Raw genomic sequence first — 26,093 nt, 5'->3', positions numbered from 1 at the left:
AGAAAATATCAGGCCGGCAGGGCTTCGAATTCACGCCGCGCGTGTTCGTCCGCAATGCGTTCCGCCCACGGATCTTTCACGAAGGAAAGGGCGAACTTGAGCCGGGCGTATAGCTCGGCGCGGTTGGTCGCATCCTCGACCACCCGGGCGCGGGCGTGCTCCAGCCCCACGCGCGCCAGATAATGGCAGGTGCGCTCCAGGTAAAACGCTTCTTCGCGGTACAACTGCAGAAAGGCGCCGCAATAGCTCAGCACATCCTCCGCGGTCTGTACCTTGGCGAAGAACTGCGCCACTTCTGTCTTTATGCCGCCGTTGCCGCCTACGTACAGTTCCCAGCCGGAGTCGACCGCGATGATGCCGATGTCCTTGATGCCTGATTCGGCGCAGTTGCGCGGGCAGCCGGAGACAGCGAGTTTGACCTTGTGTGGGCTGCCCATGCCGGCAAGCTCTTTCTCCAGCGCGATACCCATACTGGTGGAGTCCTGTGTGCCGAAGCGGCAGAACTCCTTACCCACACAGGTTTTCACGGTGCGCAGGCTTTTGCCGTAGGCATAGCCCGAGGGCATGTCCAGGTCTTTCCAGACTGACGGCAAATCCTGCTTGCGCACGCCCAGCAGGTCGATGCGCTGGCCGCCCGTGACTTTCACCATGGGCACCTTGTACTTGTCGGCCACGTCGGCAATGCGGCGTAGCTGCGCCGGCGTGGTGACGCCGCCCCACATGCGCGGGACCACCGAGAAGGTGCCGTCTTTCTGGATGTTGGCGTGGGCGCGTTCGTTGATCAGGCGCGATTGCCCATCGTCACGCGCCTCGCCGGGCCAAGTGGATGTCAGGTAGTAGTTCAGCGCAGGGCGGCAGCTGGCGCAGCCGTCGGGCGTGCGCCACTCCATGAAGCGCATGGTAGCGGCCGTGGTGGTCAGGTGCTGCTCGCGGATCACGCGCCGCACATCACCGTGGGTGTAATCCGCGCAGCCGCAGATGGGCTTCTCGGACTTGGGCTTGATGTCGGCCGCGCCGCCCACACAGTTGATCAGTATCTGCTCTACCAGCCCCGCGCAGGAGCCGCAGGAGCTGGCGGCCTTGGTGTGCTTCTTGATATCGTCCACCGTGAACAAGCCTTGCTCGCGGATGGCTTTGACGATGGTGCCTTTGCATACACCGTTGCAGCCGCACACTTCTGCGCTGTCGGGCATCTGGGCAATGCTGGTTTCACCCGCATGGCCGGTGTCGCCGATGGCCGCTTCGCCAAACATCAGGTGCTCGCGGATCTCGTTGACGGGCTTTCCTTCGCGGATCAGGCGAAAGTACCACGCACCGTCCACCGTGTCGCCATACAGGCAGGCGCCCACCAGTTTGTCGTCCTGAATCACCAGCTTCTTATAAACGCCGCCCACCGGGTCGGCGAGCGTGATGGCTTCAGTTTCCGGCCCTCCCGTGAAATCGCCGGCCGAAAACACATCGATGCCGGTGACTTTCAGTTTGGTGGACGTAGCGCTGCCGCCGTAGCGGCCAATGCCGAACATGGCCAAGTGGTTGGCGGCGACCTTGGCCTGTTCGAACAGCGGCGCTACTAGTCCGTACGCCACGCCCCGATGACTCACGCATTCGCCCACCGCATAAATGCTGGGGTCGAAAGTCTGCATGGTGTCGTTGACGACAATGCCGCGATCACAATGGATGCCCGCTGATTGGGCCAGTGCAGTGTTGGGCCGTATGCCCGCTGCCATCACCACGACATCAGCGTCGATATCGGTGCCGTCGCTGAAGCGCAGGCCGCGCACCGCGCCTTCGTCGTTGCCCAGAATTTCGGACGTTTGACGCGACATCAAAAAGCGCAGGCCTCGTTCTTCCAGGCTGCGGCGCAGCAGGGCAGCGGCTTCGGAGTCCAACTGGCGGTCAAGCAGTGCCTCGCCCAAGTGGACCACCGACACATCCATGCCGCGCGAAACCAGGCCGTTGGCGGCCTCCAGACCGAGTAGGCCACCGCCGATCACCACTGCGCGCTTGAGGCGGCCGGCGGCTTCTATCATCAGGTTGACGTCATGGATGTCGCGAAAGGCGACGACGCCGCGCAGGCTGTTGCCGGGCACCGGCAGGATATAAGGTGTGGAGCCCGTGGCGATCAGCAGGCGATCATACGGCGTTACCTTGCCATCGCCGGTCGCCACTTCCCGGCGCCCGCGGTTGATCTGGGTGATGGTGCTGCCCATATGCAGCGCGATGCCGTTGTCGCGATACCAATCGAGGTCATTCAGAATGATGTCCTGGAGCGTCTGTTCGCCCGACAGCACCGGCGAAAGCAGGATGCGGTTGTAGTTTGGGTGAGGCTCCGAGCCGAACACAGTGATCTCATAGAGATCGGCGTCCAGCTTGAGCAATTCTTCGATAGTGCGTATGCCGGCCATGCCGTTGCCGACGACGACGAGTCTGCGTTTCTTCATGATGCATCGGAGGTGGAGGGTTGAGGGCGGGGCGTATTGGCGCGGCGCGCGTTATCGAGAATATGCGCGGCTTGGGCGCGTACATCCGTGCTGGCCTGCCCGGCGCCCAATGCGTGGCGGCTGTGGTGCCGCTCGTGCAGGAAGCCGAGTACAGTGGCTCGGCAGCCGACATAGTCGGGATCGGTGAGCAGCGCAACGCGGTCGCGCGGGCGCGGCAGCTTCACGGAAAGGATCTCGCCAATGGTGGCGGCGGGGCCATTGGTCAGCATGACAATGCGGTCTGACAGCAGTACGGCTTCGTCCACATCGTGCGTCACCATGATCGCGGTGGTGCCGGTGGTGGCTACGATGCGCATCAGCGCGTCCTGCAGCTGTGCACGGGTAAGCGCATCCAGCGCGCCGAAAGGCTCGTCCAGCAGCAAGACGCGCGGCGCCATGGCCAGTGCGCGCGCAATGCCCACGCGCTGCTTCATACCGCCAGAAATCTGGGCAGGCAGTTTGTGCATGGCGTGATGCAGGCCCACCATGTCGATGGCCGCTTCGGTGCGTGACGCCAGAAGGGTGCGGGATTCGCGTTTGCCGAACACGCTTTCCACCGCTAGGTAAACGTTCTGGAAACATGTGAGCCAAGGCAACAGGCTGTGGTTCTGAAACACGACCGCGCGTTCCGGGCCCGGCCCGGCGATCTCGCGCTCTGCGCACAGCAGCACACCGTCGCTGGGGCGCTCCAGGCCGGCGATCAAGTTCAGCAAGGTCGATTTGCCGCAGCCCGAGTGGCCGATCAGCGACACGAACTCGCCCTCTGCGATATTCAGGCTGATATTGCGCAGAGCCTCATAGGTGCCGCTGCGTGTTGAAAAGCGTTGGTGCAACGACTCGATGCGAACGAATTTTTCCATGATGTCTCAGGCCTCGCGATGATCCAGGCGGCGTGCCAGGGCAAGCAGCAGAGTGTCCAGCGCCATGCCGACGGCACCGATGATGAGGATGGCGATCAGGATGTTCTGCACATTCAGGTTGTTCCATTCGTCCCACAGCCAGAACCCGAGGCCGGTGCCGCCTGTGAGCATCTCGGCGGCCACGATCACCAGCCATGCCGTGCTGATGGACAGTCGCACGCCGGTCATCATGCTGGGCAGCGTGGCGGGCAGCAGGATGCGCGTTAAGATTTTCCATTCGCTCAGGTCCAGCACCCGCGCCACGTTCAGGTAGTCGCGCGGCACTTGGCGTACGCCGTCGGCGGTGTTGATGACCATAGGCCAGATGGCGCAGACGAAGATGGCCCAGATGGCTGCTGGGTCAGCGGCCTTGAACAGCAGCAGGCCGAGTGGCAGCCAGGCCAGCGGCGACACCGGGCGCAGCAGGCTGATCACGGGGGCGCAGATACGGTCCAGCACGTGCACACGGCCGATTGCAAAACCTGCCGGGATGCCGACGGCGGCGGCCAGCAGGAAGCCGAGCGCCACGCGGCCCAGTGATGCCAGCAGGTTCCAGCCTATGCCTACGTCGTTGGGGCCGTTGTCGTAGAACGGATCCCGGAACAGTTCAACCGCTGCGGCGAGTGTGGTTTCAGGGGGTGGAATGTCATCGATCGTGATCGCCACCAGCTTCCAGGCCAGTGCAAACAGGGCCAGGCCGATAACCGGCCCGGCGCACGCTGCGGCCATGCGTTCGAGCAAGTCGCTCAGTCGGCCACGACGCGGAGGGGCATATGCTTTGATGTCGACGGAATCCATGATCTATACCTCCTCAACGTGTCTTGATCTTGAAGTGGTCGGCATAAGCGACCGGGTCGTTGCCATCCCACCTCGACCCATCCATCAGCACGCTGGACCGCATTTCGCCGGCCGGCAGCATAGTGCCGGATGCATTGGCTGCGTCTCGGTACAGATCGAGGCGGTTGATCTGCCTGGCGACACCCGCATAATCAGGGTGCGCCGTGAGCAGGCCCCAGCGCTTGTGTTGCGTGAGAAACCACATGCCGTCGCTCAGATACGGAAAGTTGACCGCGCCCTCGCCGTAAAAACGCATGGCATGTGCGTCTTTCCATTTCTTTCCCAGGCCATTCTCGTATTCCCCCAGCATGCGTCCTTCTATCAAGCTGGCATCGGTATTCACGTAGGCCTTGGCGGCAATGGCACGGGCGGTTTCGCGCACATTCCCTGGCGAGCTGTCGATCCAGCGGCTGGCCTCCAGGATCGCCGCAGTGACGGCCCGGGCCGTGTTGGGGTTGTGGTCGACGAACTCGGCGCGTGTGGCCAGCACTTTCTCGGGGTGATCCGCCCAGATGTCCTGCGAGGTAGTGGTGGTGAAGCCGAGCTTGTCGCGGATGGCGCGCGCATTCCAGGGCTCGCCTACACAGAAGCCATCCATGTTGCCGATGCGTATGTTGGCAACCATTTGCGGCGGCGGGATTGTGACGTTGCGCGTAGTGGCCGGATCGATGTCATGGGCAGCGAGCCAGTAGTACAGCCACATGGCGTGTGTACCGGTGGGAAAGGTATGCGCAAAGGTGTAGGCGCGCGGAGCCGCCGTCATGCGCTTGCGCAGGGTCGCGCCATCGGTGACGCCCGCCTCGTGCAATCGATTGGACAATGAAATGGCCTGCCCGTTCTGATTCAGGCTCATCAAGACCGCCATATCCTTTTGCGTGCCCGCCAGACCGAGGTGCGTGCCGTAGATCATGCCGTACAGCGCATGAGAGAAATCCAGGTCGCCGTTGGTCAGCTTCTCGCGCACGGCGGCCCAGGAGGCTTCCTTGGACGGCACGATTGTGACCCCATGCTTCTTGTCGAAGCCCTTGAGTGAGGCCATTACCACTGATGCGCAGTCGGTAAGGGGGATGAAGCCGATCTTCACCGTGGTCTGCTCAGGCGCGTCGCTGCCCGCCGCCCAGACGGCAGCACGGGTCCAAGGGTCCAGCAATGACATCAGCCCGGCGCCGCTAGCCAGTTGCGCCGCACCGCGCAGCAGCTTGCGACGGCTGGCGTTGTGGCCGTGGCCAGTGTGAGACGCCGTTATGGCGGGTGCCGCGCAAGCGTCTGGCGTATCTTTGCGATTCATTTCGTCCATCCTTGCTAAGTTTCCAGGATGGATAACGCAAAAGCTGTGCCAACTATGCTTCGCCTGGATGGCCCCTGCGGGCGCCGCAATGGTGCGCCGTAGTAGAGGTGCGACCCATCCATGCGCCAAAGTCGTGCCATTTGTGGAGCGTGGTGTGGCACATGGGGGCGACTTATAATGCTGTGCATGTATACAGGCGCAGTTGCGCAGGCGGGCCGCCACCTGCCTGCGGCCATGTGCCGCAACCCCAATCACAAGCCGGATTCCCAACGCCGATGCGGTGTGCCAGGCTTGGCACCACCGCCGTATGAACCCATGAACGAGGACGCCATACCGCAAGCACCCGAGGCGCGCCGCATTGCGCACCTGGATATGGATGCGTTCTATGCGTCGGTGGAACTGCTGCGCTACCCCGAGCTGCGCGGAATCCCGGTGGTGATCGGCGGCGGCGCGCGGCATCAGCCACGCATATTGCCCGATGGCACGCGCGAATTCTCGGTGCTGCGGCACTATACGGGCCGAGGCGTTGTCACCACTTCAACCTATGAGGCGCGCGCGCTTGGTGTGTTCTCGGCCATGGGCATGATGAAGGCGGCCCAGTTGGCGCCCCAGGCCGTCCTGCTGCCGACCGACTTCACTACGTATCGCCACTATTCGCGCCTGTTCAAGGCGGCGGTAGCGGGCATAGCGCCCGCCATCGAGGATCGCGGCATCGACGAAATCTATATAGACCTGACCGATCACCCTGAGGCCTCGCTGCCGCTCGCGCAGCGCCTCAAGGATGCTGTGCGCGAGGCCACGGGCCTGTCGTGTTCGATTGGTATATCGCCCAATAAACTGCTGTCCAAGCTGGCGTCCGAACTGGACAAGCCGGATGGCATCACCATCATCGGTCCGGGTGATCTGGAGCGGCGGATCTGGCCTTTGGACGTGGGCAAGGTGAATGGCATCGGCCCCAAGGCCACCGCGCGGCTCAAGGCTTTGGGCGTGCATACGATTGCCGACCTGGCGCAGGCGCAGCCCGACTGGCTGCAACAGCACTTTGGCCTTAGCTACGCACGCTGGCTGGTGGACGTTGCCCATGGCATTGATGAGCGCCCGGTGCGCACGTATTCCGAGCCCAAGTCCATCAGCCGTGAAACCACGTTCGAGCGTGATCTGCACGTGCGCCATGACAGGGCCGAGTTGTCAGCCATATTCCTGCGCCTGTGTGAACAGCTGGAGGGTGACCTTGCGCGCAAAGGCTATGGGGCCTGTACGGTGGGCATCAAGCTGCGCTTCGACGATTTCCGCACCGTCACCCGCGATCTCACGCTGCCGGTGCCCGTGCGCGATGCCCAGGCCATCCATCGCGCCGCGGGCCAGTGCCTCAAGCGCGTGGTACTGGATCGCCGCATTCGGTTGTTCGGTGTGCGTGCCAGCGGCCTGACGCAGGATGATCCCGGCCACCCGGCGCCCGTCCAGCTCAGCCTGTATTAGGAAGGTCAGCATTAAGAAAGGGTTTGCCAACGCCAGGCCCGCCAATTGCTGCAGCCGCAACGGCCGCCGAATCCGCATCCTTGCTTGTCAGGCGGCCAGCGGGCGGGATTCAATGTGTGGCGCATGATCAAATAAGCGCCAGGCATAAGATACTAATCAACCTGTAGTTATAAAAAAATCAATTGCTTGCTAGCATCCATATAACGGCCGCGCGATGCACACTGAGTGCAGTGACGCTGCCAGGCCCGGGCGTCTGCCCGGCTCCTTGTTTCCAGACTGGAAGATCTCATGAAATTTTCTACCTTTGTGCGCAGCCTGCTGGCGGCGGGTGCGGTGGCCGGTTCGTTGCTGGCGGGTGGCGTGGCGCAGGCCGCCGACCTGCTCGATACGGTGAAATCGCGCGGCAGCTTGATTGTGGGGGTGGAGGGCACGTACCCGCCCTTCAATTATGTGAATGCCAAAACCGGTCAACTCGAGGGTTTCGACATCGACGTGGCTGACATGATTGCGCGCCGCTTGGGTGTGAAGGCCCAGTTTGTCAAGACCGAATGGAGCGCTATCCTTGCCGGCCTGGGTTCGGGCAAGTTCGATGTGATCGTCAACCAAGTGGGCATAACGCCCGAGCGGGAGCGCGCCTTTGATTTTTCCATCCCTTATGTGGCGTCCAGCCCGCAGCTGATTCTGCGCGCCAAGGACGACAGCGGCTACAAAAGCTTTGCCGACCTGAAGGGCAAGACACTCGGCGTTTCGCAGGGCAGCAACTACGAGGCCTTGGCCAAGTCGCAGCCAGGCGTGACGGTAAAGAGCTACCCCGGCGCACCTGAGTATCTGTCCGACCTGGTTAACGGGCGCGTCGATGCCGCGCTCAATGATGTGCTGATGACGGCGTATCTGGTCAAGACCTCAAACGTGCCCATCAAGGGTGGCGCCGTCGTGGGCGAGCCGCAGTTCAATGGCATCCCGTTCCGCAAAGGGAACCCGGCATTCAAACAGGCCATCGACAAAGCGTTGGAAGATGCATTCGCCGATGGCGAATTCGCCAAGATCTCCAATAAATGGTTCGGCATTGACGTCAGCAAAGTACGCAAGCCGGAATAATCAATGAACCTGTCAGAATTGTTGACGCTGGCCGCCCCTGTGCTGCTCAAGGGGGCGGGTTATACATTGATCTTTGCATTTTCGGCTATGGTGGGCGGCCTGCTGGTGGGCATATTGCTGGCGGTCGCCCGCATCGTGCCCAGCAAATGGACGCAAATCCCCGCGCGCGTGTACGTGAGCATGATGCGCGGCACGCCGCTGCTGGTGCAGGTTTTCATTGTGTATTACGGCCTGCCCAGCATCGGCATCTCGTTCACGCCGCTTACGGCCGGCATTCTGGCACTCAGCCTGAACGCCGGCGCGTATATCTCCGAGAGCCTGCGCGGCGCCATTCTGGGTATTTCGACCGGACAGTGGCATGCCGGCTACAGCCTGGGCTTCAGTTATTGGCAGAACCTGCACTACGTGGTGTTGCCGCAGGCCTTCAGGCTTGCGGTGCCGGCGATGAGCAATTCGCTCATCAGCTTGATCAAGGACACCTCGCTGGTGTCCGTTATTACCGTAACGGAGCTGCTGTTGGCGACCAAGGATGTGATCGCCACTACTTTTCAGCCGCTACCGCTGTACATGGCCGCGGCCGGCATCTATTGGGTGATGAGCCTGGTGCTGGAGCAGGTGCAGGGCCGGCTGGAGCGATACTTTGGGCGCAGCGTGCGCCGGGTGTAGGTGTGGCTGCTGGCGGCGCACGCCGTCAAACCGTGTATTCAGGCTCTAGTGCATCGCCCGTGCGCAGCACGGCGCCGCCCACCGGGCAGGCCGCCACCGCGTTCACCCCAAACATCACCCCCTCGGCAAACTGGCGGTGCTGCGCCAGCACCAGCCCGGTTTCAGGCGATGGTATGGCGGTGACAGGATCGATATTGGGGATGCTGCAGCGAGCGCAGGCTTTGACGATCGCCAGCGACAGCGCCCCGCTGCGCATGCCGCACAGATAGTCTTCTTCGTAGGCTGCCAGCCCAGCCACCACGATATTGGGCCGAAAGCGCGCCATGTCGACCACGGGCGCACCTTGGGCCGCCAGCCGGCGGTTGAGTTCGGCCAGTGAGGCCTGGTTGGTGACCAGATAAGGATAACCGTCGGCAAAGGCAAACACATGCTCATCCGCCAGCGCCGGCGCCCGATCGCCGTATTGTTCCCGCCAAGCCTGCACGCGCCCCGGGCTGGCCACGCGGTGCGCGTCGGGGTGTACCCGCAGCAAGCGGCAGCGTGTGCCTAAAAATTGGGACAGCCATTGTGCGGGTGCGTCGCCTTCATCGGCGCCGAGTGTGTCGGCCCCCCAGATACGCACCGGCACTTTGGCCGGTGCCGCGCTTTGCGGGGCGGCGTGCAATTGCGCGGGCGGGACGGCCAGCACCGGCATGCCGGGCGCTGACAGCGCGAGCGCGCCATCGAAGCCTTCGGGAAACGCCGGGTGGATCAGCGCCATGCGGGGGTATTGGCGCTGCGTCATGAAAATGCCGTAGCGGTCGACCAACACCCATTGCCTGTCCATGGACAAGCCGCCCGTGCCCGCGCGGATTTCATCGTGGCGCAGGCCGGCACAGGATTTTACGGGGTAGGTGTGCAGGCTGAGAATGCGGAGGGTCATGGCGCATAATACCGGTTTCGCCAAAAGCAGAAAAGGTCAGCCGTGCCGCTCAAAGATCTGTTGTCCGCGCTCATCGTCATCATTGCGTGGGGCATGAACTTCGTCGTCATCAAAGTGGGCCTGAGCGAGCTCCCACCCTTGCTGTTGGGGGCACTGCGCTTTGCCTTCGTGGCGTTTCCCGCTGTTTTCTTCGTGCGACGGCCTGCCATCCCGTGGCGCACCATCGTGTTGTACGGCTTCACCATCAGCCTGGGGCAGTTCGTGTTCCTGTTTCTGGCCATGTCGCTGGGCATGCCAGCAGGGCTGGCGTCGCTGGTGCTGCAGTCGCAGGCTTTGTTCACGGTGCTCATCGCCGCGCTGTTTCTGGGCGAGCGCCTGCGCTGGAATAATCTGGCGGGGCTGGCGGTGGCGGCCGCCGGCCTGGCCATGGTCCAGGCAGGCGCCGAGACAGGCAGCATGACACTGATTGGCTTCATGCTTACGCTGGCCGCCGCGCTGTCGTGGGCAACAGGCAATATTGTGGTCAAGGGCGCCGGCACGGTCGATATGCTGGGGTTGGTGGTATGGGGCGCATTGATCCCACCCCTGCCCTTTCTGGCGCTGTCGCTGTTGTACGAGGGCCCGGCATTGATATTCAACAGTGTGGCGCATGTGACCTGGGCGGGCGTGCTGGCAGTCTTTTACCTCGCGGGCGTCGCCACGATAATTGGCTATTCGCTCTGGGGCCGGCTGCTCTCGCGCCATCCAGCCGGCAAGGTCGCACCGCTGAGCCTGTTGATTCCGGTGATTGGGCTGATATCGTCGGCGCTGTTGCTTGACGAGCATCTTGCGTCCGTGCAATGGTATGGCGGCGCGGTTGTGATGCTGGGGTTGGCCATCAATCTGGTCGGTGCGCGGCTGCTGGCGGTGCTGCCCGTGCAGCGCGGCACGCTGCGGTAAAATTCGAGGCTCACAACAGGCTATTCCGGGCTGGCAGCCGTTCTTCCTCTTTTTTTACAGGATCTCCTCATGAAATTTGATCGGTCGGGCGTGGACGCGCTCATGGAAATCACATCGCGTCCCGAGCTGGTTTTCGTCCGCGGGCAGGGCTCGTGGCTTGAGGATCACAACGGCAAACGATACCTGGATTTCATACAGGGCTGGGCCGTAAATTGCCTGGGCCATTGCCCGGCGCCGGTGGTCAAGGCACTGAACCACCAAGCCGCACAGCTGATCAACCCGTCGCCCGCGTTCTACAACCAGCCCTCCATGGAGCTGGCCAAGCGCATTACGGGTGCATCCTGTTTCGACCGCGTCTTCTTTGCCAACAGCGGTGCCGAGGCCAACGAGGGCGCCATCAAGCTGGCGCGTAAATGGGGCCAGGTCAACCGCAATGGCGCCTACAAAATCATCACGTTTGATCACAGCTTTCATGGCCGTACCCTGGCCACCATGTCGGCATCGGGCAAGCCGGGCTGGGATCGCATTTTCGCGCCCCAGGTCGAGGGCTTTCCCAAGGCAGACCTCAACGATCTCGACTCGGTGCGTGCGTTGATCGACGACCAGACGGTGGCGATCATGCTTGAGCCGGTGCAGGGCGAGGCTGGCGTTATCCCCGCCACGCGAGAGTTCATGCAGGGCCTGCGCGCGCTGGCCGACGAGCACGGCCTGCTGCTCATCGTCGACGAAGTGCAGACAGGCTGCGGCCGCACCGGCACAATGTTCGCCTATCAGCTTTCGGGCGTCGAACCCGACATCATGACGCTGGGCAAGGGCATAGGCGGCGGCGTGCCGCTGGCTGCCTTGTGCGCGCGCGAGGCGGTATGTGTCTTCAAGCATGGCGACCAAGGCGGCACCTACAATGGCAACCCGCTCATGACGGCTGCCGGCGTGGCGGTGTTCGACACGCTGCTGGCTCCCGGCTTCATGGATTCCGTTCAGGCGCGCGCCAAACAGCTTTCCAAAGGCTTGCTCGCCCTGTCGGCCAAGTGGGACATGGAGGGCGAGCGCGGCGAAGGCCTGCTACGTGCCCTGATGTTGGGGCGCGATGAAGGCAACGCGATTGTCGAATTCGCCCGCGACATGGGCCCCGAAGGCCTGCTGCTGAACGCACCCCGGCCTTCGTTGCTGCGCTTCATGCCATCCCTGAACGTCACCGAGCAGGAAGTCGACCAGATGCTGTCCATGCTGGATGAGATCATCGGCAAGGTGCGCGGCCGCTGATCGGCAAGCCAGGCAGCGATAAGAGGCGGGGCCATTCATGGCCCCGCCTCTTCCGTTTTGCATATCCAGGTTTGTATATCCGGCTTTGCAGGTCTGCGGGCTCGTGACCCGCGCTGTTCATTCCGGCTTCGCACATCCCGCTTTTTTAACGCCTGGCAGTAATCGTGCCGGCGACACGCGTTGCGAGCCGTCGGCCTGCCGCCAGCGGCTGTGCCGGGCGCTTCTCAACCCTGCTTTCGTGCCAGTGCCAACCCGCTTGCGCGGTGGGCGCCAACGTCGGGCAAACGCAACGCGATGGCGGCAGCGCAGAACAGCAGCACACCCGCCGCACCAAATGAAATCAGGTGGGTGCCGAAGGCTTCATACGCCCAGCCGCCCATCCAGGCACTCAGGGTGCCGCCCAACTGGTGGCCCACATAGGCCCAGCCGAACAATATCCCCACCAGGCGTGTGCCGTAAATGTCGGCCATGAGTGCTGACGAGATGGCGACGCTGCCGGCCCACACGACCCCGCCGATAATGGCGACGGTATAGAGCTGCCACGAACTGGCAGCTTCGACCAGCCCCAGGAAGCCCAGGCCGCGAACGGCATAGATGAGTGCCAGGACATTGCGGCGCGGTACGCGGTCGGACAGCTTGCCCAGCGCCACTGAGCTGAAGATGGCCACTAGGCCGATCAGCGAAATGCCAAAGGCGCTGGTTTGCGGGCCGAAGCCGTGGTCCATCAACATGGGCACGGCATGAGTGCCCAGCAAGTTCATACTGAAGCCGCAGGCGAACAGGCCAAGCGTGAGCAGCCAGAACGGCCGGGTGCGCAACGCGTCGCGCATGCTGATGGCGGGCGTGGCTGCAACGCCCGCATCGTGCGAGCCACCCTGCCGGCCCTGTGCGCGCGACGCGGCCGCGCGTGGCGTGTCTGGCCGTGTATCGGCGCCGGGCGGCACGTTCTCGTGGATGATGAACAGCGCTGACGGTACACACACCAATGCAAAAATCACTGCGAAGCCGATCAAGGTTTCACGCCAGCCCGCAATTTCGATGGCCCAGCTGAAGACGGGCGTAAGCAGGGCGATGCCGGCCATGGAGCCCGCCGACAGGACGAACATGGCCAGGCCGCGCTGGCGCACGAACCAGAGGCTGAGCACGCGTGTGAGCGCGACGGGGCTGGTGAACGCCAGCCCGACGGAAAGACCAATGCCGAAAGACAGCAGCAGGCCGGTGCCTGAGGTTGCAGTGACAGTGCCGGCGATCGAGAGCGCCATGATCAGTGTGCCCAGCAGCAGCACGCGGCGGGTGCCGTAGGTGGCGACCAGATAGCCGGCCAGTGGCATGGCCAGCCCATAGGCCAGCATGCCGGCGGCGATGACGCCTGACAGTTCACTGCGCGACAGCGCAATGTCGTGGGCCATGGGCAGAAAAAACGGACCGATGCTCAGCCGCGCCCCGACCGTGAGCAAGGTGAGCAGTGTGCCGGCAAAAGCGATATACCAGCCAAAGTAGACGGGGCCGGCACTGCGCGCACGGTTGGAAGCGGGGGGAGTGGGAGGTGTTGAACTGCTGGACATGGCCGGTTTCCTGGCGAGTTGGGCATGCGTCGGCTGACGCTGCCATGTGTTGTCGCATGACCGTGCGAACTTCGGGTTTATACGGAGTTATATTGAATCCGTAAAGAACGCTATCGGGTTTTGTATGCGAAGCCGGACAATTTCTCCAGTAAATTTGTTTGCGCGGGGATTGAGGCAGACAATGTGCTCCCGCATTTTGCGGCAACCATGCCGCTGAAATAAGGCACATCGTGCGGAGGAGACATAACATGAGCAAGACCCAGGTGCTTGCCGACGAGCGCATATCGAGCGGCAAGCTGGCCGTGCTTGGCTTGCAGCACGTCCTGGTAATGTACGCAGGCGCCGTCGCCGTACCCCTGATCGTGGGGCGGGCGCTGAACTTATCGTCGGATGAGGTGGCCTTTCTGATCGCGGCGGATCTATTCTGCTGCGGCTTAGTCACGATCATTCAGTCGCTCGGCGCGACGCAGTGGTTTGGTATCAAACTGCCTGTCATGATGGGGGTGACTTTCGCGGCTGTAGGGCCCATGGTGTCCATCGCCACCAGTAATCCGGGGCACGAGGGGGCGCAATTACTGTTCGGCACAATCATTGCGGCCGGCATTATCTCCATCATCATTGCGCCTGCCGTCAGCCGCATGTTGCGATTTTTTCCGCCTGTCGTGACAGGCACCATCATTGCCATCATCGGCATCACCTTGATGCGGGTGGGTGTTAACTGGATTTTCGGCAACCCGGTCGGGCCAACCGCGCCCAACCTCGTTGATCCCAGCTATTCGCAATGGCTGGAAAAGGCCGCCCAGTTGGCCGGCGCACCCGGCTCGGCATTGCCGCCGCTGCCGCAAGGGCTTAAATTGCAGCCATCCATGCCCAATCCGCGCTACGGCAACCTGACGGGCGTGGGCATTGCGGCCCTGGTGCTGGTGTCTATTCTGGTGATCGCCAAATACTGCAAGGGCTTTGCGGCCAACGTGTCGGTTCTGCTCGGCATTGTGATCGGTGCAGTGGTGGCGTCGTCCATGGGCCTGATGACCTTTGAAAAAGTGGCCCGCGCCAATTGGTTCGATGTGATCTTGCCGTTTCACTTTGGTATGCCGCGCTTCGATCCGGTGATGATCGCCACCATGGTGCTGGTCATGATTGTGGTGATGATCGAGTCTACGGGCATGTTCCTGGCGTTGGGCGACATGACGGGCAAGAAGGTAACGGAGCAGGATCTGGCGCGTGGCTTGCGTACAGATGGCCTGGGTACCTTGCTGGGCGGTATTTTCAATACCTTCCCGTATTCCAGCTTCTCGCAGAACGTGGGGCTGGTGGCGGTGACGGGCGTGCGCAGCCGTTTTGTATGTGTGGCCGGCGGTATTATTCTGGTGATCTTTGGCCTGCTGCCCAAGCTGGCGGCGCTGGTTGAGTCGTTGCCCACCGTCGTGCTGGGCGGTGCGGGCATCGTGATGTTCGGCATGGTGACGGCAACCGGCATTCGCATCCTGGCGGGTGTAGACTTCAAAAGCAATCGCCACAATGCCATGATCGTGGCGATTTCGATTGGCCTGGGTATGATTCCCCTCGTGGCGCCCCACTTCCGCCAGTGGATGCCGCATGCCATACACCCGCTGATCGAGTCCGGTATCCTGCTGACGTCTGTGTCCGCCGTGGTGTTGAACTTGTTCTTCAATGGCGCTCGGCACGATCGTGAACAAGTTGTGCAGGCCGCGCTCAACGTCGAGCACTGAGCATAGCGTGGCACAAGGCGCGCGGGCCTACCGGCCACGCGTCTTGCGCCATGTTTCGAACTCCGGCAGCGTGGCCGGATCAGTGGCCGGATACAGGCCTAGAATCGAGCGCCCCTCGCGCACCTTCTCCGTCACGAAATCTTCGAACACCGTCATGTCCAAGGCTTCCTGCGCGACCTCGGCCACCAGGTGCGCGGGGATCACAACGACCCCTTCCTCATCACCGAAAATAATGTCGCCCGGGAAAACCGGTGCGTCGCCGCAGCCGATCGGCTCATTCAGCGCGATGGCTTGATGGCACGTCAGGTTGGTGGGTGGCGAGGGATGACTGTGGTAGGCGGGCATGTCCAGCGCGCCGATTTCGGGTGAGTCGCGAAAGCCGCCATCTGTCACCACACCGGCCACACCGCGCTGTTGCAGGCGCGTGACGAGTATCCCGCCTGCGGACGCCGCCCGGCCGTCTTTCCGGCTATCCATGACCAGCACCGCACCCGGCGGGCATTCTTCCACGCCTTTGCGCTGCGGGTGGGCGCGGTCGCGGAAGACGGATAACTCGTTCAGGTCTTCGCGTGCGGGGATGTAGCGCATGGTGTAGGCCGGCCCGATCATGCGCTTTTTCTTGGGCGCACCCACCGGATACACCTGTTGGATGAGTTGGTTGCGCAGACCGCGTTTGTACAGTGTGGTGGTGATGGTTGCCACGCTTACCTGTTCGAGCTTGGCCCGAATCTCGGGCGTCAATGCCTGCATGCTGAAGTTCTCCTAGAAGATGTCGGGTTCGCCGGCGGAGGGCCCAAAGCTGGTTTGCAGAAAATCGAAATCGCAGCCGGTGTCGGCCTGTTGAATATGGCGTGAGAACATCCAACCATAGCCGCGCCCATAGCGAGGCGTGGGCGGGACGAGGGCGGCGCGGCGGCGCGCCAGTTCCTCGTCTGCCACGTCCATCGATATCGTACGGCTGGGCACGTCCACGGTGATCATGTCGCCCGTCCGCACCAAGGCCAGCGGGCCGCCGATATAGGCCTCAGGCGCCACATGCAGGATGCAGGCGCCATAGCTGGTGCCGCTCATGCGCGCGTCGGAGATGCGCAGCATGTCGCGCACGCCTTGCTCGACCAGCTTCTGCGGGATGGGGATCATGCCCCATTCGGGCATGCCGGGGCCGCCCTGCGGGCCCACGTTGCGAAGAATCAGTACATGATCGGGTGTCACGTCCAGGTCGGGCAGGTTGATGCGCGCCTTCATGTCTGGGTAGCTGTCGAACACCAGGGCGGGGCCGGTGTGCTGGCGCAGGCGCGGCTCGGCGGCGGCGGGCTTGATCACACAGCCGTCGGGAGCAAGGTTGCCGCGGAGCACGGCCAGCGAACCTTCGGCATAGATGGGCCGGTCCAGGCTGCGGATCACATCGTCGTTATAGACTCGCGCGCCCTCAAGGTTTTCTCCCAACGTGCGACCGTTCACCGTCAAGGCGTCCAACTTCAGATGCGGCTTCATCTGCGCCATCATGGCGGGCAGCCCGCCGGCGTAGTAGAAGTCTTCCATCAGGTAGCGTTCACCGCTGGGGCGGATGTTGGCGATGACCGGTACCACGCGGCTGGCGCGATCGAAATCGTCAAGGCTGATGTCGCAGCCCGCGCGGCGCGCCTGGGCGATCACATGGATGATGGCGTTGGTGGAACAGCCCATGGCCATGGCGACATTGATGGCGTTCAGGAAAGCGTCGTGGGTTTGTATCTTGCCGGGTGTCAGGTCTTCAAGAATCATCTCCACGATGCGGCGGCCCGACGCTGCGCACATACGGATGTGGTTCACGTCGGGCGCGGGGATAGACGATGCGCCCGGCAGTGTCATGCCCAGCGCCTCGGCGATGGCGGTCATGGTGCTGGCCGTGCCCATGGTCATGCAGTGGCCGTGCGAGCGTGCGATACCGCCTTCAATGCCCAGCCATTGCACAGGCGTGATATTGCCCGCGCGCCGCTCGTCCCAGTACTTCCAGGCATCCGAGCCTGAACCCAGCGTCTTGCCTTCCCAGTTGCCGCGCAGCATGGGGCCGGCCGGTACATAAATGGCCGGCACGCCGGCGCTGGTGGCGCCCATCAGCAACGCCGGCGTGGTCTTGTCGCAGCCGCCCATCAGCACTACGCCGTCGATGGGGTGACAGCGGATCAGTTCTTCGGTTTCCATGGCCAGCATGTTGCGGTAGAGCATGGTGGAGGGCTTTACGTATTGCTCGGCCAGCGACTGCGCGGGCAGTTCGATGGGGAAGCCGCCCGCCTGCAAGATGCCGCGCTTGATGTCGTGCACACGCTCTTTGAAGTGAGCGTGGCAGGGGTTGATATCGGACCAGGTGTTGATGATGCCCACCACCGGCTTGCCGGCCCAGTCGTCGGGGCCATAGCCCATCTGCATCATGCGTGAGCGATGGCCGAAACCGCGCAGATCGTCGGGTTCGAACCAGCGCGCGCTGCGCAGTGAATCCACCTTCTTGTTCATTCTGTTTCCTGTTAGCAATCAAAGCATGGGTGTGGCGTGGGGTCAGCTTTGCATGCCCCAGCGGCGCACGGTTCTCTTCTCGATCAGGCGGAACACCAGGTTCTCGACGATCAGACCGATGATAATGACCGTGAGCAGCCCGGCGAACACAGCAGGGATATCGAGCAGATTACGGTTTTCGAAGATGAACCAGCCCAGCCCGCCCTGGCCGGACGCGACGCCAAATACGAGTTCTGCGGCGATCAGGGTGCGCCATGCGAAGGCCCAGCCTATCTTCAGCCCTGTGAGAATAGATGGAAACGCGGCGGGGATCAGAATATGGGCGACATAGCTGAGGCCGCGCAGCTCGTAATTGCGGCCCACCATGCGCAGTGTTTGCGAGACTGCCATGAAACCTGATTGCGTGTTCAGCGCTACCACCCATACCACCGAGTGCAGCAGCACGAACACGATGCTGGTGGTGCCCAGACCGAACCAGATCAGTGCCAGCGGCAGCAAGGCGATGGCGGGCAGCGGGTTGAACATCGCCGTCATCACTTCTAGAAAGTCGGTGCCGATTTGCGTGGTGATGGCCAGTATGGTGATGGCCGCCGCGATCACGATGCCCAGCGCATAACCCATCGTGAGTACTTGCAGCGATGTCCAGGCCCGGTCGCTGAGCGAGCCGTCGCCGATGCGATCGATAAATGCCATCACGGTGTCGGACAGGGTGGGAAACAGCAGCGGGTTGCCAAGCGCGCGTCCGTAGATTTCCCAGGCGATGGCCAGCAGCAGCACGATGGTGGATTTGCGCACGAAGGCATCGCTCCACAGGCGCTGGATGAGCGGCAGCGTGCGTGCGACGACAACATGCTCGCCCGTGCCGGCATCGGGGCCGCCCTGCTGTTTCATGATGATGCTTGCGCGAGTCATGCTGTCTGTACTCCTTCCTCATGTGCGGTATGTGCGGGCAGCGGCTTTGCCGCAGCCTCTCCAGTTTGCGGCGGCGGCCCGCCGTCGTCAAAAAGCAGGTCGTGGATATCTTGCTCAAGTGCGGCGGCGGCCACCGGGTCGTTGGCGGCCGCTTCCACATCAACCACTTCTGCCTTGACCTCGCCGGGATGTGGCGAGAGCAGCAGGATGCGATTGCCGATGCGGATGGCCTCAGCAATCGAATGCGTCACGAACATGACGGTAAAACGTGTGTCGTCCCACAACTGCAGCAGCTCATCCTGCATCTGGCGCCGAGTCAGGGCGTCGAGCGCCGCGAACGGTTCGTCCATGAGCAGGATGTCCGGCTCCATGCACATCCCGCGGGCAATCGCCACGCGCTGCTTCATGCCGCCCGACAGCGTATGCGTATAGCTGTCTGCGAAGCTGCCCAGATGTACTTTTTCCACAAAGGCGCGGGCGCGCTCCTCGGCCTGCTTGCGGGGCATTTTGCGCGCCACCACAAGCGGAAACATCACGTTCTCCAGCACGGTTTTCCAGGGCAGCAGTTGATCGAACTCCTGGAACACCATCATGCGGTCGGCGCCGGGCCGTTGTACGGCCCTGCCCTTGATGCGGATCTCGCCTTCATCAGGCGTCAGGTAGCCGCCCACCGCCTTGAGCAGCGTGGATTTGCCGCAGCCCGACGGCCCCAGCAACACGAAGCGGTCCCCGGCCGCGACGTTGAAACTGACGCGGCGGGTGGCAGTGATGATGGCGTCGGAAGTCTTGTAGCGCAGGGTGACGTTGTCGACTTCCAGTAGCGTGGGCGTAGCGTTTGCAGTCATGATCAGTTGCCGTTCAGGCTCGCCGACACGGGCAGGAAATAATCCGTCCACTTGGCGGGCATGGTCTTGAGAATGCCGACCTTGTGCATGTGCGTGGCAAACTTCATCGAGCCGGCGGGCGCCATCTGGAAGTCCATCATGCCGGGCTGTTTGAGCATGTCCAGCAGCTCGTCGCGCGGGGTCTGGTCACCGCTCACTTCGCGGTAGATGTCCACGGCCTGCGGGGTGTCCTTCTTGATGAAGTCGATCGCCTCGCGAGAGGCAGCCAGCACGGCCTTGATGATCTTGGGGTTGTTGTCCGCGAACTTGGTGGTGGTGAACAGGGTGGACTGTGACAGGCCTCCGTCGATGATGTCGTTCGAGCGCAGGATCACATGCGCGTTGGGCACTGTCTTGAGTTCTTTGTAGTAGAAAGGCGGCGCGGCAAAGTGCGTGCCGACCTCGCCCTTGGGGTTGGCCAGCATTGCAGCGGCGTCGGGGTGTCCAAGCTGCACCGTGTTTGCATCCAGCTTGGACCACTTGTCGCTGCCCCATTCTTTTTCGGCCGCCATCTGCAGCAGGATGGCCTGCGTGGAGACGCGGATGGTGGGCACTGCGATCTTGTCAGTGGGGCCGAAATCTTTCAGCGTTTTGATCCTGGGATCGCGGCTGACCAGCGCCAAGGGAAGCGCCGAGTTGGTGGTGATGCCCTTTACTTTGCCTTTGGTACGATCCCACAGCAGCAGCAAATTGCCCAGGCCGCTATTCACGATTTCGACATTATCGGACAGCAGCGCATCGGTGGCCGCGCCGCCGCTGGTGAACGAACGCCAATTCACCTTGAGATCCTTCACGCCTTCTTGCGCGGCGTGTTTTTCGATCAAACCTTGTTTTTGCATCACCAAGGCGGGCAGATACAGGATACTGGGCTGCTTGGTGATGGTGATTTCGGTTTTTTCCTGTGCGGCCGCGTGGGTGGTGGCCAGGGTCAGCACAGCAATGGATAGGGCTGCGGCAAGCTTGCGCACGTGCGTCATCGTTGTCTCCGTGTTTGTTGGATGATCTGTTGAACGATCTTTGGGCCGGTGTGGCGGGTGGCCCTGCAAAAAACAGGTGTTGCAAGAATGGTTTTTATTGTGTGTCGCGTATTGAAATACTAATATATCAGTATCCGCGTTGTAAACGATAAAATTAAAACTTCAACCTTCAAAATCAAATGCCACGTGCTCGCTCAATCCATCACGTGAACTCGGCCGAGGAGGCGGGCTCGCACGATGCGCCGCTTAACCCGTCGGACAAGCTCGCGGCGGGTGGGTCTGCCCGGCCTGCGCAGCCGGCGTCATCGGGGCCGCCTGCGCGCGCAGCCGACCAGCTTGCCCCGTTCGCCGCCGGCGCCGCATCTGATGCGCGAACGCAGGTTGCGCTCGATCGTGCGCGTCATGCCGTGCCCCAGCTCTATGAATTGCTGCGGGCGCGCATCGTCGCCCTGGATCTGCCGCCTGGCGCGGCGCTGTCACGAGCGGAACTGGCCCAGGCGTATGGCGTGAGCCAAACGCCTGTGCGCGAAGCGCTGCTCAAGCTGGCCGAGGAGCAGCTGGTAGATGTATTTCCGCAGTCGGCTACGCGCGTCAGCCGCATCGATCTGGCGCATGCGCGCGAAACGCATTTTCTACGCAGAGCCATCGAGCTGGAACTCGTACGCGAGCTGGCGTTGCGCGCGTCGCCCTGCCTGCTGGCGCAGCTGCGCGGCATTGTTGCAAACCAGCGTGCGCTGCACGAGCAAGACGATGATCGCTTCACCGAAGAAGATCAAGCCTTTCACCTCTGCCTGTACCAGGCAGCCGGCAAAGAAGGCTTATGGGCATTGGTGAAGGCGCGCAGCGGTCATATCGACCGCCTGCGCCGGCTGCACCTGCCGGCCGCCGGAAAGCGCGAACGTATTGTCAGTGATCACGCCGCTGTGCTCGCCGCCATCGAAGCGGGTGATGCAGAGGGCGCACAGGCGGCGCTGCGCCAGCACTTGTCGGGCACGCTCGAGTACGCCGACACCATCCGACAGGCGCACCCGGCGTTCTTTAGCGATTGCATGCCCTGAGCGCATGGCTGGACGCCGGGTTCAAGGCCCGCTTCCGAAGCGCAATGCAGCCTCAGATCTTGAATTCAGGCCCGTTGTACTCGGTCTGAACTTTTATCTGGCCCGACAGAATCTGTTGCTGATAGCTTTCGATCCGCTGGCGCACGGGTGCGGGCGTGTCGGCCGCCATAATCAGCCGCACCGCGTCGGGGTTCTTCAGGCCCACCTTGAAAACCTGGCCGCCCTTGAACGTATTGTTGGCGACATCTTTGCAGGCTTCATAGACGCCGATGCCCACATCGGCGTAGGCCGAGGCAATGAACACAGCAGGATCGCGGGCGACCCAGTCGGCGACGTTGCCGATCTCCTTTATGCCCAGCGCGCGGCAAGCTTCGGTGGTGCCTGAGCGGCCAGAATTGAGCATGGTGTAGATAATGTCCGCGCCCGCCTTGGCTTGGGCGCGCGTGACGCGATCAGCCAGCGCCACATCGTCCTGGTTGCCCGAGAAGTTGGTTAGCAGCTTGACGGATGGATCCGCAGTGCGCACACCATGCGCATAGGCAGCGCGTGCGCGCAGGCCCGGCGGTACGCGGATACCGGATTGGTGCGCCACCACCTTGGTGCGCGTCATCATGGCCGCATAAGCGCCGGCCAGCCAGGCGGATTCTTCCTGCAGCACATCGTAGCTCGACAGATTGGCCGCATGCACGCTGCCCTGCGTCACCACAAACAGGATGTCGGGATGCGCAGCTGCAACCTGCTGCGCCGCTTTGTTGTTCTGCCCCCCATGCGCCACGATAAGCCGCGGCCGCCGCGCCGCCAGTTTTTCCAGCGCGGCGATCTGCGCATTTGTTTCGTTGGCGACGCCGTCCAGATGATAGGTGGAAACACCCAGCTTGCGCTGCGCCAGCATCAAGCCTTCATACCCAGCCTGCATGAAACCGCCGTCATTCACATTGCCGCAGAACAGTGCCGCAACATTCACGTCTGAACGCTTTGTGTTGCCCAGCGGCGTGCAGGCGGCCAAGCCGGCCACCGAACCCGCCAGCAAGAGCCGGCGCCTTAGGGTGTTCATCATCATTCGTCTCCAGGGGTGTTCTTATCAAGAAATACCGGCGCCAAACTGCCGGCGTTTCAACTGTAAAGGAGGAGAGGGGGCCGGCGGTATACGGTGTTTACATAGCCTGGATAGGAGTTTGAACATAGTTGCAGGAGGCATGTGCAGGGGGCTATGCCAGATGCGTTGGAGGTTGACGATCAAGGCACCGCGTTTGTTACAGGGGCCATGAGTATCAGTGGTTGCAGACATGCCCCAGGTTGATCCATGGAGCAAACTTCAGGCTAATGCCTGTTGCGCTATCCATGGTGCCGGTACCCAATGATCGCCGTGCATGGCATGAAGGTTGTGAATTTTCTCCAATACCAGCCCCCAACCCAGCGTCTGAGCATAGAACATAGGCCCGCCCCGCCAAGCCGGAAAGCCATAGCCATTAACATAGACAACATCCACATCGGACGCGCGTTGTGCAATACCTTCATCAACTATATGCGCGCCTTCGTTGACCAGTGCAAGCACACAGCGCTCAACAATTTCTTCGTCGGTTACCTGACGGCGCGCGATGCCGGCTTCGCGAGCGCACTCTGCGATCAGTTTTTCGACACTTGGATCGGGGATCGGTGTACGATTTCCCAACTCATAGCGGTAGTAACCCGCGCCGGTTTTCTGGCCGAAACGCCCTAGTTCGCATATTCTGTCGGCCACCTTGGAGTAGCGCAGATGACTAGGGCGAGTGGGTGCGAGCCGCTTGCGCGTCGCCCAGTTGATGTCCATACCGGCCAAGTCAGCCATGGCAAGCGGCCCCATCGCAAAGCCGAAGTTCTGCATCGCTGCATCGATCTGCGCTACGGATGCACCTTCTTCGAGCAAAAAGCCTGCTTCGCGCCAGTATCCCGTGAGCATGCGGTTGCCGACAAACCCTTCGCATACACCGACCAGCACCGGGATCTTGCCGATGGTTACCGCCAACCGCATCGAGGATGCGATGACGGCGTCCGATGTCTTCTCGCCCCGCACCACCTCAAGCAGCTTCATAACATTGGCCGGACTGAAGAAATGTAGTCCGATCACGTCCTGTGGGCGTTGTGTGACGGCTGCGATGTCGTTGATGTTAAGGCGCGAAGTGTTGGTCGCCAGAATCGCGCCAGCCTTGCAGATGCGATCCAGCTTCGTGAAGACGTCGCGTTTGACGCTTATGTCTTCGTAGACAGCTTCGATAACCAGATCTACGTCGGCGAAGGTCGTCATGTCCAGTGTGGTCTGTATGCGGCGTAGCCGCGCCTCTACAGCTTCGGCCGTCAGGCCACCCCGCGAGACGGAGATCTGATAGTTGCGTTCTATGAGCGACATGCCGCGATCAAGCGCAGCCTGATCCTGCTCACACAACACCACCGGAATCCCGGCATTCGCGAGTGCCATGGCAATACCACCGCCCATGGTGCCTGCTCCCAGAATGCCCACACTGCGCACTGGAAGCACCGCCTGGCTGGTATCCGCCATGGCAAACTTGGCTGCCTCCTTCTCGGCGAAGAACATATGTCGCAGTGCTTTGGATGGCGTGCCCGCCACAAGCTCCTCGAACAAGGCGCGTTCCTTATCGAGTCCCTGCTCAAAAGGCAACTGTGTCGCAGCTTCGATGCATGTGATAGCTGTGCGTTGAGCAAGCGCATTGCGTGCTTTGGGCTTGACGCCGTTGCGCAATGTATCGAAGTCCGGAAGATCAGATGTCGGAATCCGCGTGTTCGCGAGCAGGGGCAAGGGTTCTTTAGACGCAGCCGCTGCCTGCGCGAATGCGACGGCCGCATGTACAAGATGGCCGTCAAATATATGATCTACAAGCTTTAACGACAACGCTTCTTCAGCGTCAATCTGCTTCCCGGTGGAAATCAAGCGTACAGCATTATTCACGCCGATCAGGCGCGGCAGGCGCTGTGTGCCGCCTCCGCCGGGTACGAGCCCAAGGTTCACCTCGGGCAGCCCCACACGAGCTGAACGCTGGGCGATGCGATAGTGGCAAGCGAGCGCCAGCTCAAGACCACCTCCGAGCGCGACCCCGTGAATACATGCGATAACAGGCTTTACGCAACGCTCGATGTCTCGATTTACGTCACGCAGCAACGGGCGCGCTTTGGCGGCGGGTGTATTGAATTGGCGGATGTCGGCACCGCCGCAGAACACCTTTCCGGCACCCATCAGCACCACTGCCCGTACATCCGCGTCTGCGCGGGCTAGGGTCAATGCATCCGAAATGCCGCGACGCACGGTGTCGCCCAGCCCGTTGATCGGCGGGTTATCGATGATGATGAGCGCCACGCCCTCGATCGTTTGGTAACGGATGGTGCCAGATATCTTAGCCCCGCCTTCTGTGACATTCATAGTTAATCTCCCTTTCAGTATGTAGTGGCTAGACGCACCGCCGATAGTGGCTGCGTCATCCGCACGAACTGCTGGATATGATGCTGTTGATCGCCCAGTGTGTGGGTGATCGTCATCAACCGTTTAACGAACTTGCCTAACGCCAGCTCGTCCGTCATGCCGATGCCACCGTGAATCTGGATAGCGCTTTGGCTGATGAAGCGCGCAGATTGACAGCACATTGCCTTGGCCGCGGACACTGCGGTGAGAAAGCCGTCTGTATTGGCCATGGAGCTCGCGCGCTGCGATAGCGAGCGCGATTTTTCGCACTGTATGTACATGTCCACCAGACGGTGTTGAATTGCCTGGAAGCTGCCAATGGCGGTGCCAAACTGCTTGCGCTCCTTGGCATACGCGGTTGTGGCATCCAGTACCGCCGACATCGCGCCGACCGCTTCCGCGCACAGTGCTGCGTTAGCGTATGTGCAGGCGCGCTCGAATATCTGCCACGCCCCATGCTCCATGCCGATAATACTGGAGGGGGAAAGCTGTACGCTATCAAACCAGATCTCGGCGCATGAAGAACCATCCAGATTGAAGTAGTTGCGGCAACGAACGCCATGTGCCTGCGGATCGACAATAAAAAGTGATAGTCCGTCTTGATCGAGCGGTGCTCCGCGTGTACGTGCGAGTACTAGCCACGAATGGGCCTGCGCGGCGTAATGCACGAAGACCTTGTGACCGTCGAGCACCCATCCGGACGCGTTTCGGACAGCACGCGCTTCAATGTTATGTAGGTTGTAATCCGTTTGCCGTTCAGCATGAGCCAGCGCGAGCTGGCAGTTGCCTTCGAGCACGAGATTGAGCAGTGTGCTCGCCTCCGGTTGTGCGCGGGCAGAATGTGCCAGGATCCGCGCGCCCTGTACGATTGTGCCCAGGTAAGGTTCGCGCACAAGATGACGGCCGAACTGCTCCATAGCGGCATGCACGCATACAGGATCGTCCTGAATGCCGCCTTGAGCTTCATCCACTGAAAGGGCCAGCAGGCCGAAGTTGGAAAATGCTGCCCAATGCGCAGACGGAGTGTCGAGATGCCGGGCACCAGACAGTTGAACTCCTGAATCGGGCAGACGGTGCTCCCGCTCCAGATATCGCGTCAGCGCGTGCACCAGCTGGCGCTGTTCGTCATTCAGATAGTCATTCATGATG

The 26,093-nt window shown here is 61.8% G+C and carries 21 protein-coding genes; 7 read left to right on the top strand and 14 right to left on the bottom strand.

Features of this window, described 5'->3' with window-relative positions; translation table 11 throughout:
• Positions 1–8 precede the first annotated feature (8 nt).
• Genes nirB through LOL23_RS15890 form a run of 4 tightly spaced genes read right to left on the bottom strand, consistent with a single transcriptional unit; the run spans position 9 to position 5,513 of the window.
• Positions 9–2,441 (bottom strand): nitrite reductase large subunit NirB, encoded by a 2,433-nt coding sequence (nirB, locus tag LOL23_RS15905; RefSeq protein WP_160977423.1) that lies wholly within the window; start codon positions 2,439–2,441, stop codon positions 9–11.
• Positions 2,438–3,340 (bottom strand): ABC transporter ATP-binding protein, encoded by a 903-nt coding sequence (locus LOL23_RS15900; protein WP_237173871.1) that lies wholly within the window; start codon positions 3,338–3,340, stop codon positions 2,438–2,440. The genes nirB and LOL23_RS15900 overlap by 4 nt, the downstream gene beginning before the upstream one ends.
• Positions 3,341–3,346: 6 nt before the next feature.
• Positions 3,347–4,177, bottom strand: a complete 831-nt coding sequence (gene ntrB / locus LOL23_RS15895; RefSeq protein ID WP_160977419.1) for a nitrate ABC transporter permease — start codon at positions 4,175–4,177, stop codon at positions 3,347–3,349.
• A gap of 13 nt (positions 4,178–4,190) precedes the next feature.
• Positions 4,191–5,513 carry a CmpA/NrtA family ABC transporter substrate-binding protein gene (locus tag LOL23_RS15890; protein ID WP_160977417.1) on the bottom strand — a complete coding sequence of 441 codons (1,323 nt, stop codon included), beginning with the start codon at positions 5,511–5,513 and terminating at the stop codon, positions 4,191–4,193.
• Between the two features lie 306 nt (positions 5,514–5,819).
• Between LOL23_RS15890 and dinB the strand changes: the two genes are divergently transcribed.
• The 3 genes from dinB (at position 5,820) to LOL23_RS15875 (ending at position 8,747) form a co-directional block, all read left to right on the top strand.
• The gene (gene dinB, locus LOL23_RS15885) at positions 5,820–6,983 is read left to right on the top strand and encodes a DNA polymerase IV (protein ID WP_237173870.1); all 1,164 of its coding nucleotides are present in this window, start codon (positions 5,820–5,822) and stop codon (positions 6,981–6,983) included.
• A 288-nt stretch (positions 6,984–7,271) separates the two neighbouring features.
• Positions 7,272–8,081, top strand: coding sequence for a transporter substrate-binding domain-containing protein (locus tag LOL23_RS15880; RefSeq protein WP_160977413.1), 810 nt, complete (start codon positions 7,272–7,274; stop codon positions 8,079–8,081).
• 3 nt (positions 8,082–8,084) lie between these two features.
• Positions 8,085–8,747, top strand: a complete 663-nt coding sequence (locus LOL23_RS15875) for an amino acid ABC transporter permease (RefSeq protein ID WP_160977411.1) — start codon at positions 8,085–8,087, stop codon at positions 8,745–8,747.
• 25 nt (positions 8,748–8,772) lie between these two features.
• Here LOL23_RS15875 and LOL23_RS15870 read toward each other — a convergent pair whose 3' ends face one another.
• Entirely contained in the window at positions 8,773–9,669 is an 897-nt protein-coding gene (locus LOL23_RS15870; protein WP_160977409.1) for an MOSC domain-containing protein, read from the bottom strand.
• A 42-nt stretch (positions 9,670–9,711) separates the two neighbouring features.
• Between LOL23_RS15870 and LOL23_RS15865 the strand changes: the two genes are divergently transcribed.
• Both LOL23_RS15865 and LOL23_RS15860 read left to right on the top strand, forming a co-directional pair.
• Positions 9,712–10,608: an EamA family transporter gene (locus LOL23_RS15865; RefSeq protein WP_160977407.1), complete on the top strand. Its 897-nt coding sequence runs from the start codon at positions 9,712–9,714 to the stop codon at positions 10,606–10,608.
• Positions 10,609–10,677: 69 nt separating this feature from the next.
• Complete coding sequence (locus tag LOL23_RS15860) at positions 10,678–11,871, top strand: acetylornithine transaminase (protein ID WP_237173868.1); 1,194 nt, start codon at positions 10,678–10,680, stop codon at positions 11,869–11,871.
• Positions 11,872–12,095: 224 nt separating this feature from the next.
• On the opposite strand, the gene LOL23_RS15855 is transcribed toward LOL23_RS15860, so the two are convergent.
• Positions 12,096–13,436: an MFS transporter gene (locus tag LOL23_RS15855; RefSeq protein WP_160977403.1), complete on the bottom strand. Its 1,341-nt coding sequence runs from the start codon at positions 13,434–13,436 to the stop codon at positions 12,096–12,098.
• Between the two features lie 248 nt (positions 13,437–13,684).
• Here LOL23_RS15855 and LOL23_RS15850 point away from each other — a divergent pair, with 248 nt between their 5' ends.
• A complete protein-coding gene (locus tag LOL23_RS15850; protein ID WP_160977401.1) occupies positions 13,685–15,169 on the top strand; it encodes a nucleobase:cation symporter-2 family protein in 1,485 nt (494 codons plus the stop codon).
• Positions 15,170–15,196: 27 nt separating this feature from the next.
• Here LOL23_RS15850 and LOL23_RS15845 read toward each other — a convergent pair whose 3' ends face one another.
• Genes LOL23_RS15845 through LOL23_RS15825 form a run of 5 tightly spaced genes read right to left on the bottom strand, consistent with a single transcriptional unit; the run spans position 15,197 to position 20,435 of the window.
• Entirely contained in the window at positions 15,197–15,919 is a 723-nt protein-coding gene (locus LOL23_RS15845; RefSeq protein WP_160977399.1) for a ribonuclease activity regulator RraA, read from the bottom strand.
• A gap of 12 nt (positions 15,920–15,931) precedes the next feature.
• Positions 15,932–17,662, bottom strand: a complete 1,731-nt coding sequence (gene araD, locus LOL23_RS15840) for an L-arabinonate dehydratase (RefSeq protein WP_160977397.1) — start codon at positions 17,660–17,662, stop codon at positions 15,932–15,934.
• Positions 17,663–17,704: 42 nt separating this feature from the next.
• Positions 17,705–18,553: an ABC transporter permease gene (locus tag LOL23_RS15835; RefSeq protein WP_439652102.1), complete on the bottom strand. Its 849-nt coding sequence runs from the start codon at positions 18,551–18,553 to the stop codon at positions 17,705–17,707.
• Positions 18,554–18,570: 17 nt separating this feature from the next.
• Positions 18,571–19,419, bottom strand: coding sequence for an ABC transporter ATP-binding protein (locus LOL23_RS15830; protein WP_160977393.1), 849 nt, complete (start codon positions 19,417–19,419; stop codon positions 18,571–18,573).
• Between the two features lie 2 nt (positions 19,420–19,421).
• Positions 19,422–20,435: an ABC transporter substrate-binding protein gene (locus LOL23_RS15825; protein WP_160977391.1), complete on the bottom strand. Its 1,014-nt coding sequence runs from the start codon at positions 20,433–20,435 to the stop codon at positions 19,422–19,424.
• Between the two features lie 407 nt (positions 20,436–20,842).
• Between LOL23_RS15825 and LOL23_RS15820 the strand changes: the two genes are divergently transcribed.
• Positions 20,843–21,493, top strand: a complete 651-nt coding sequence (locus LOL23_RS15820) for a GntR family transcriptional regulator (protein WP_237173889.1) — start codon at positions 20,843–20,845, stop codon at positions 21,491–21,493.
• A gap of 52 nt (positions 21,494–21,545) precedes the next feature.
• Here the strand turns inward: LOL23_RS15820 and LOL23_RS15815 are convergent, their stop codons facing one another.
• The 3 genes from LOL23_RS15815 to LOL23_RS15805 form a co-directional block, all read right to left on the bottom strand.
• Positions 21,546–22,550: a BMP family protein gene (locus LOL23_RS15815; protein ID WP_237173867.1), complete on the bottom strand. Its 1,005-nt coding sequence runs from the start codon at positions 22,548–22,550 to the stop codon at positions 21,546–21,548.
• 258 nt (positions 22,551–22,808) lie between these two features.
• Entirely contained in the window at positions 22,809–24,905 is a 2,097-nt protein-coding gene (locus LOL23_RS15810; RefSeq protein WP_237173866.1) for a 3-hydroxyacyl-CoA dehydrogenase NAD-binding domain-containing protein, read from the bottom strand.
• Between the two features lie 14 nt (positions 24,906–24,919).
• Positions 24,920–26,089, bottom strand: a complete 1,170-nt coding sequence (locus LOL23_RS15805; RefSeq protein WP_237173865.1) for an acyl-CoA dehydrogenase family protein — start codon at positions 26,087–26,089, stop codon at positions 24,920–24,922.
• Positions 26,090–26,093 lie beyond the last annotated feature (4 nt).

The sequence above is a fragment of the Paracandidimonas lactea genome (assembly GCF_021653995.1).
In the GTDB taxonomy this organism is placed as follows: Bacteria; Pseudomonadota; Gammaproteobacteria; order Burkholderiales; family Burkholderiaceae_B; genus Allopusillimonas; species Allopusillimonas lactea.
Note: the sequence above shows the minus strand (reverse complement) of the source record. Positions and strands in the feature narration are given on the sequence as shown.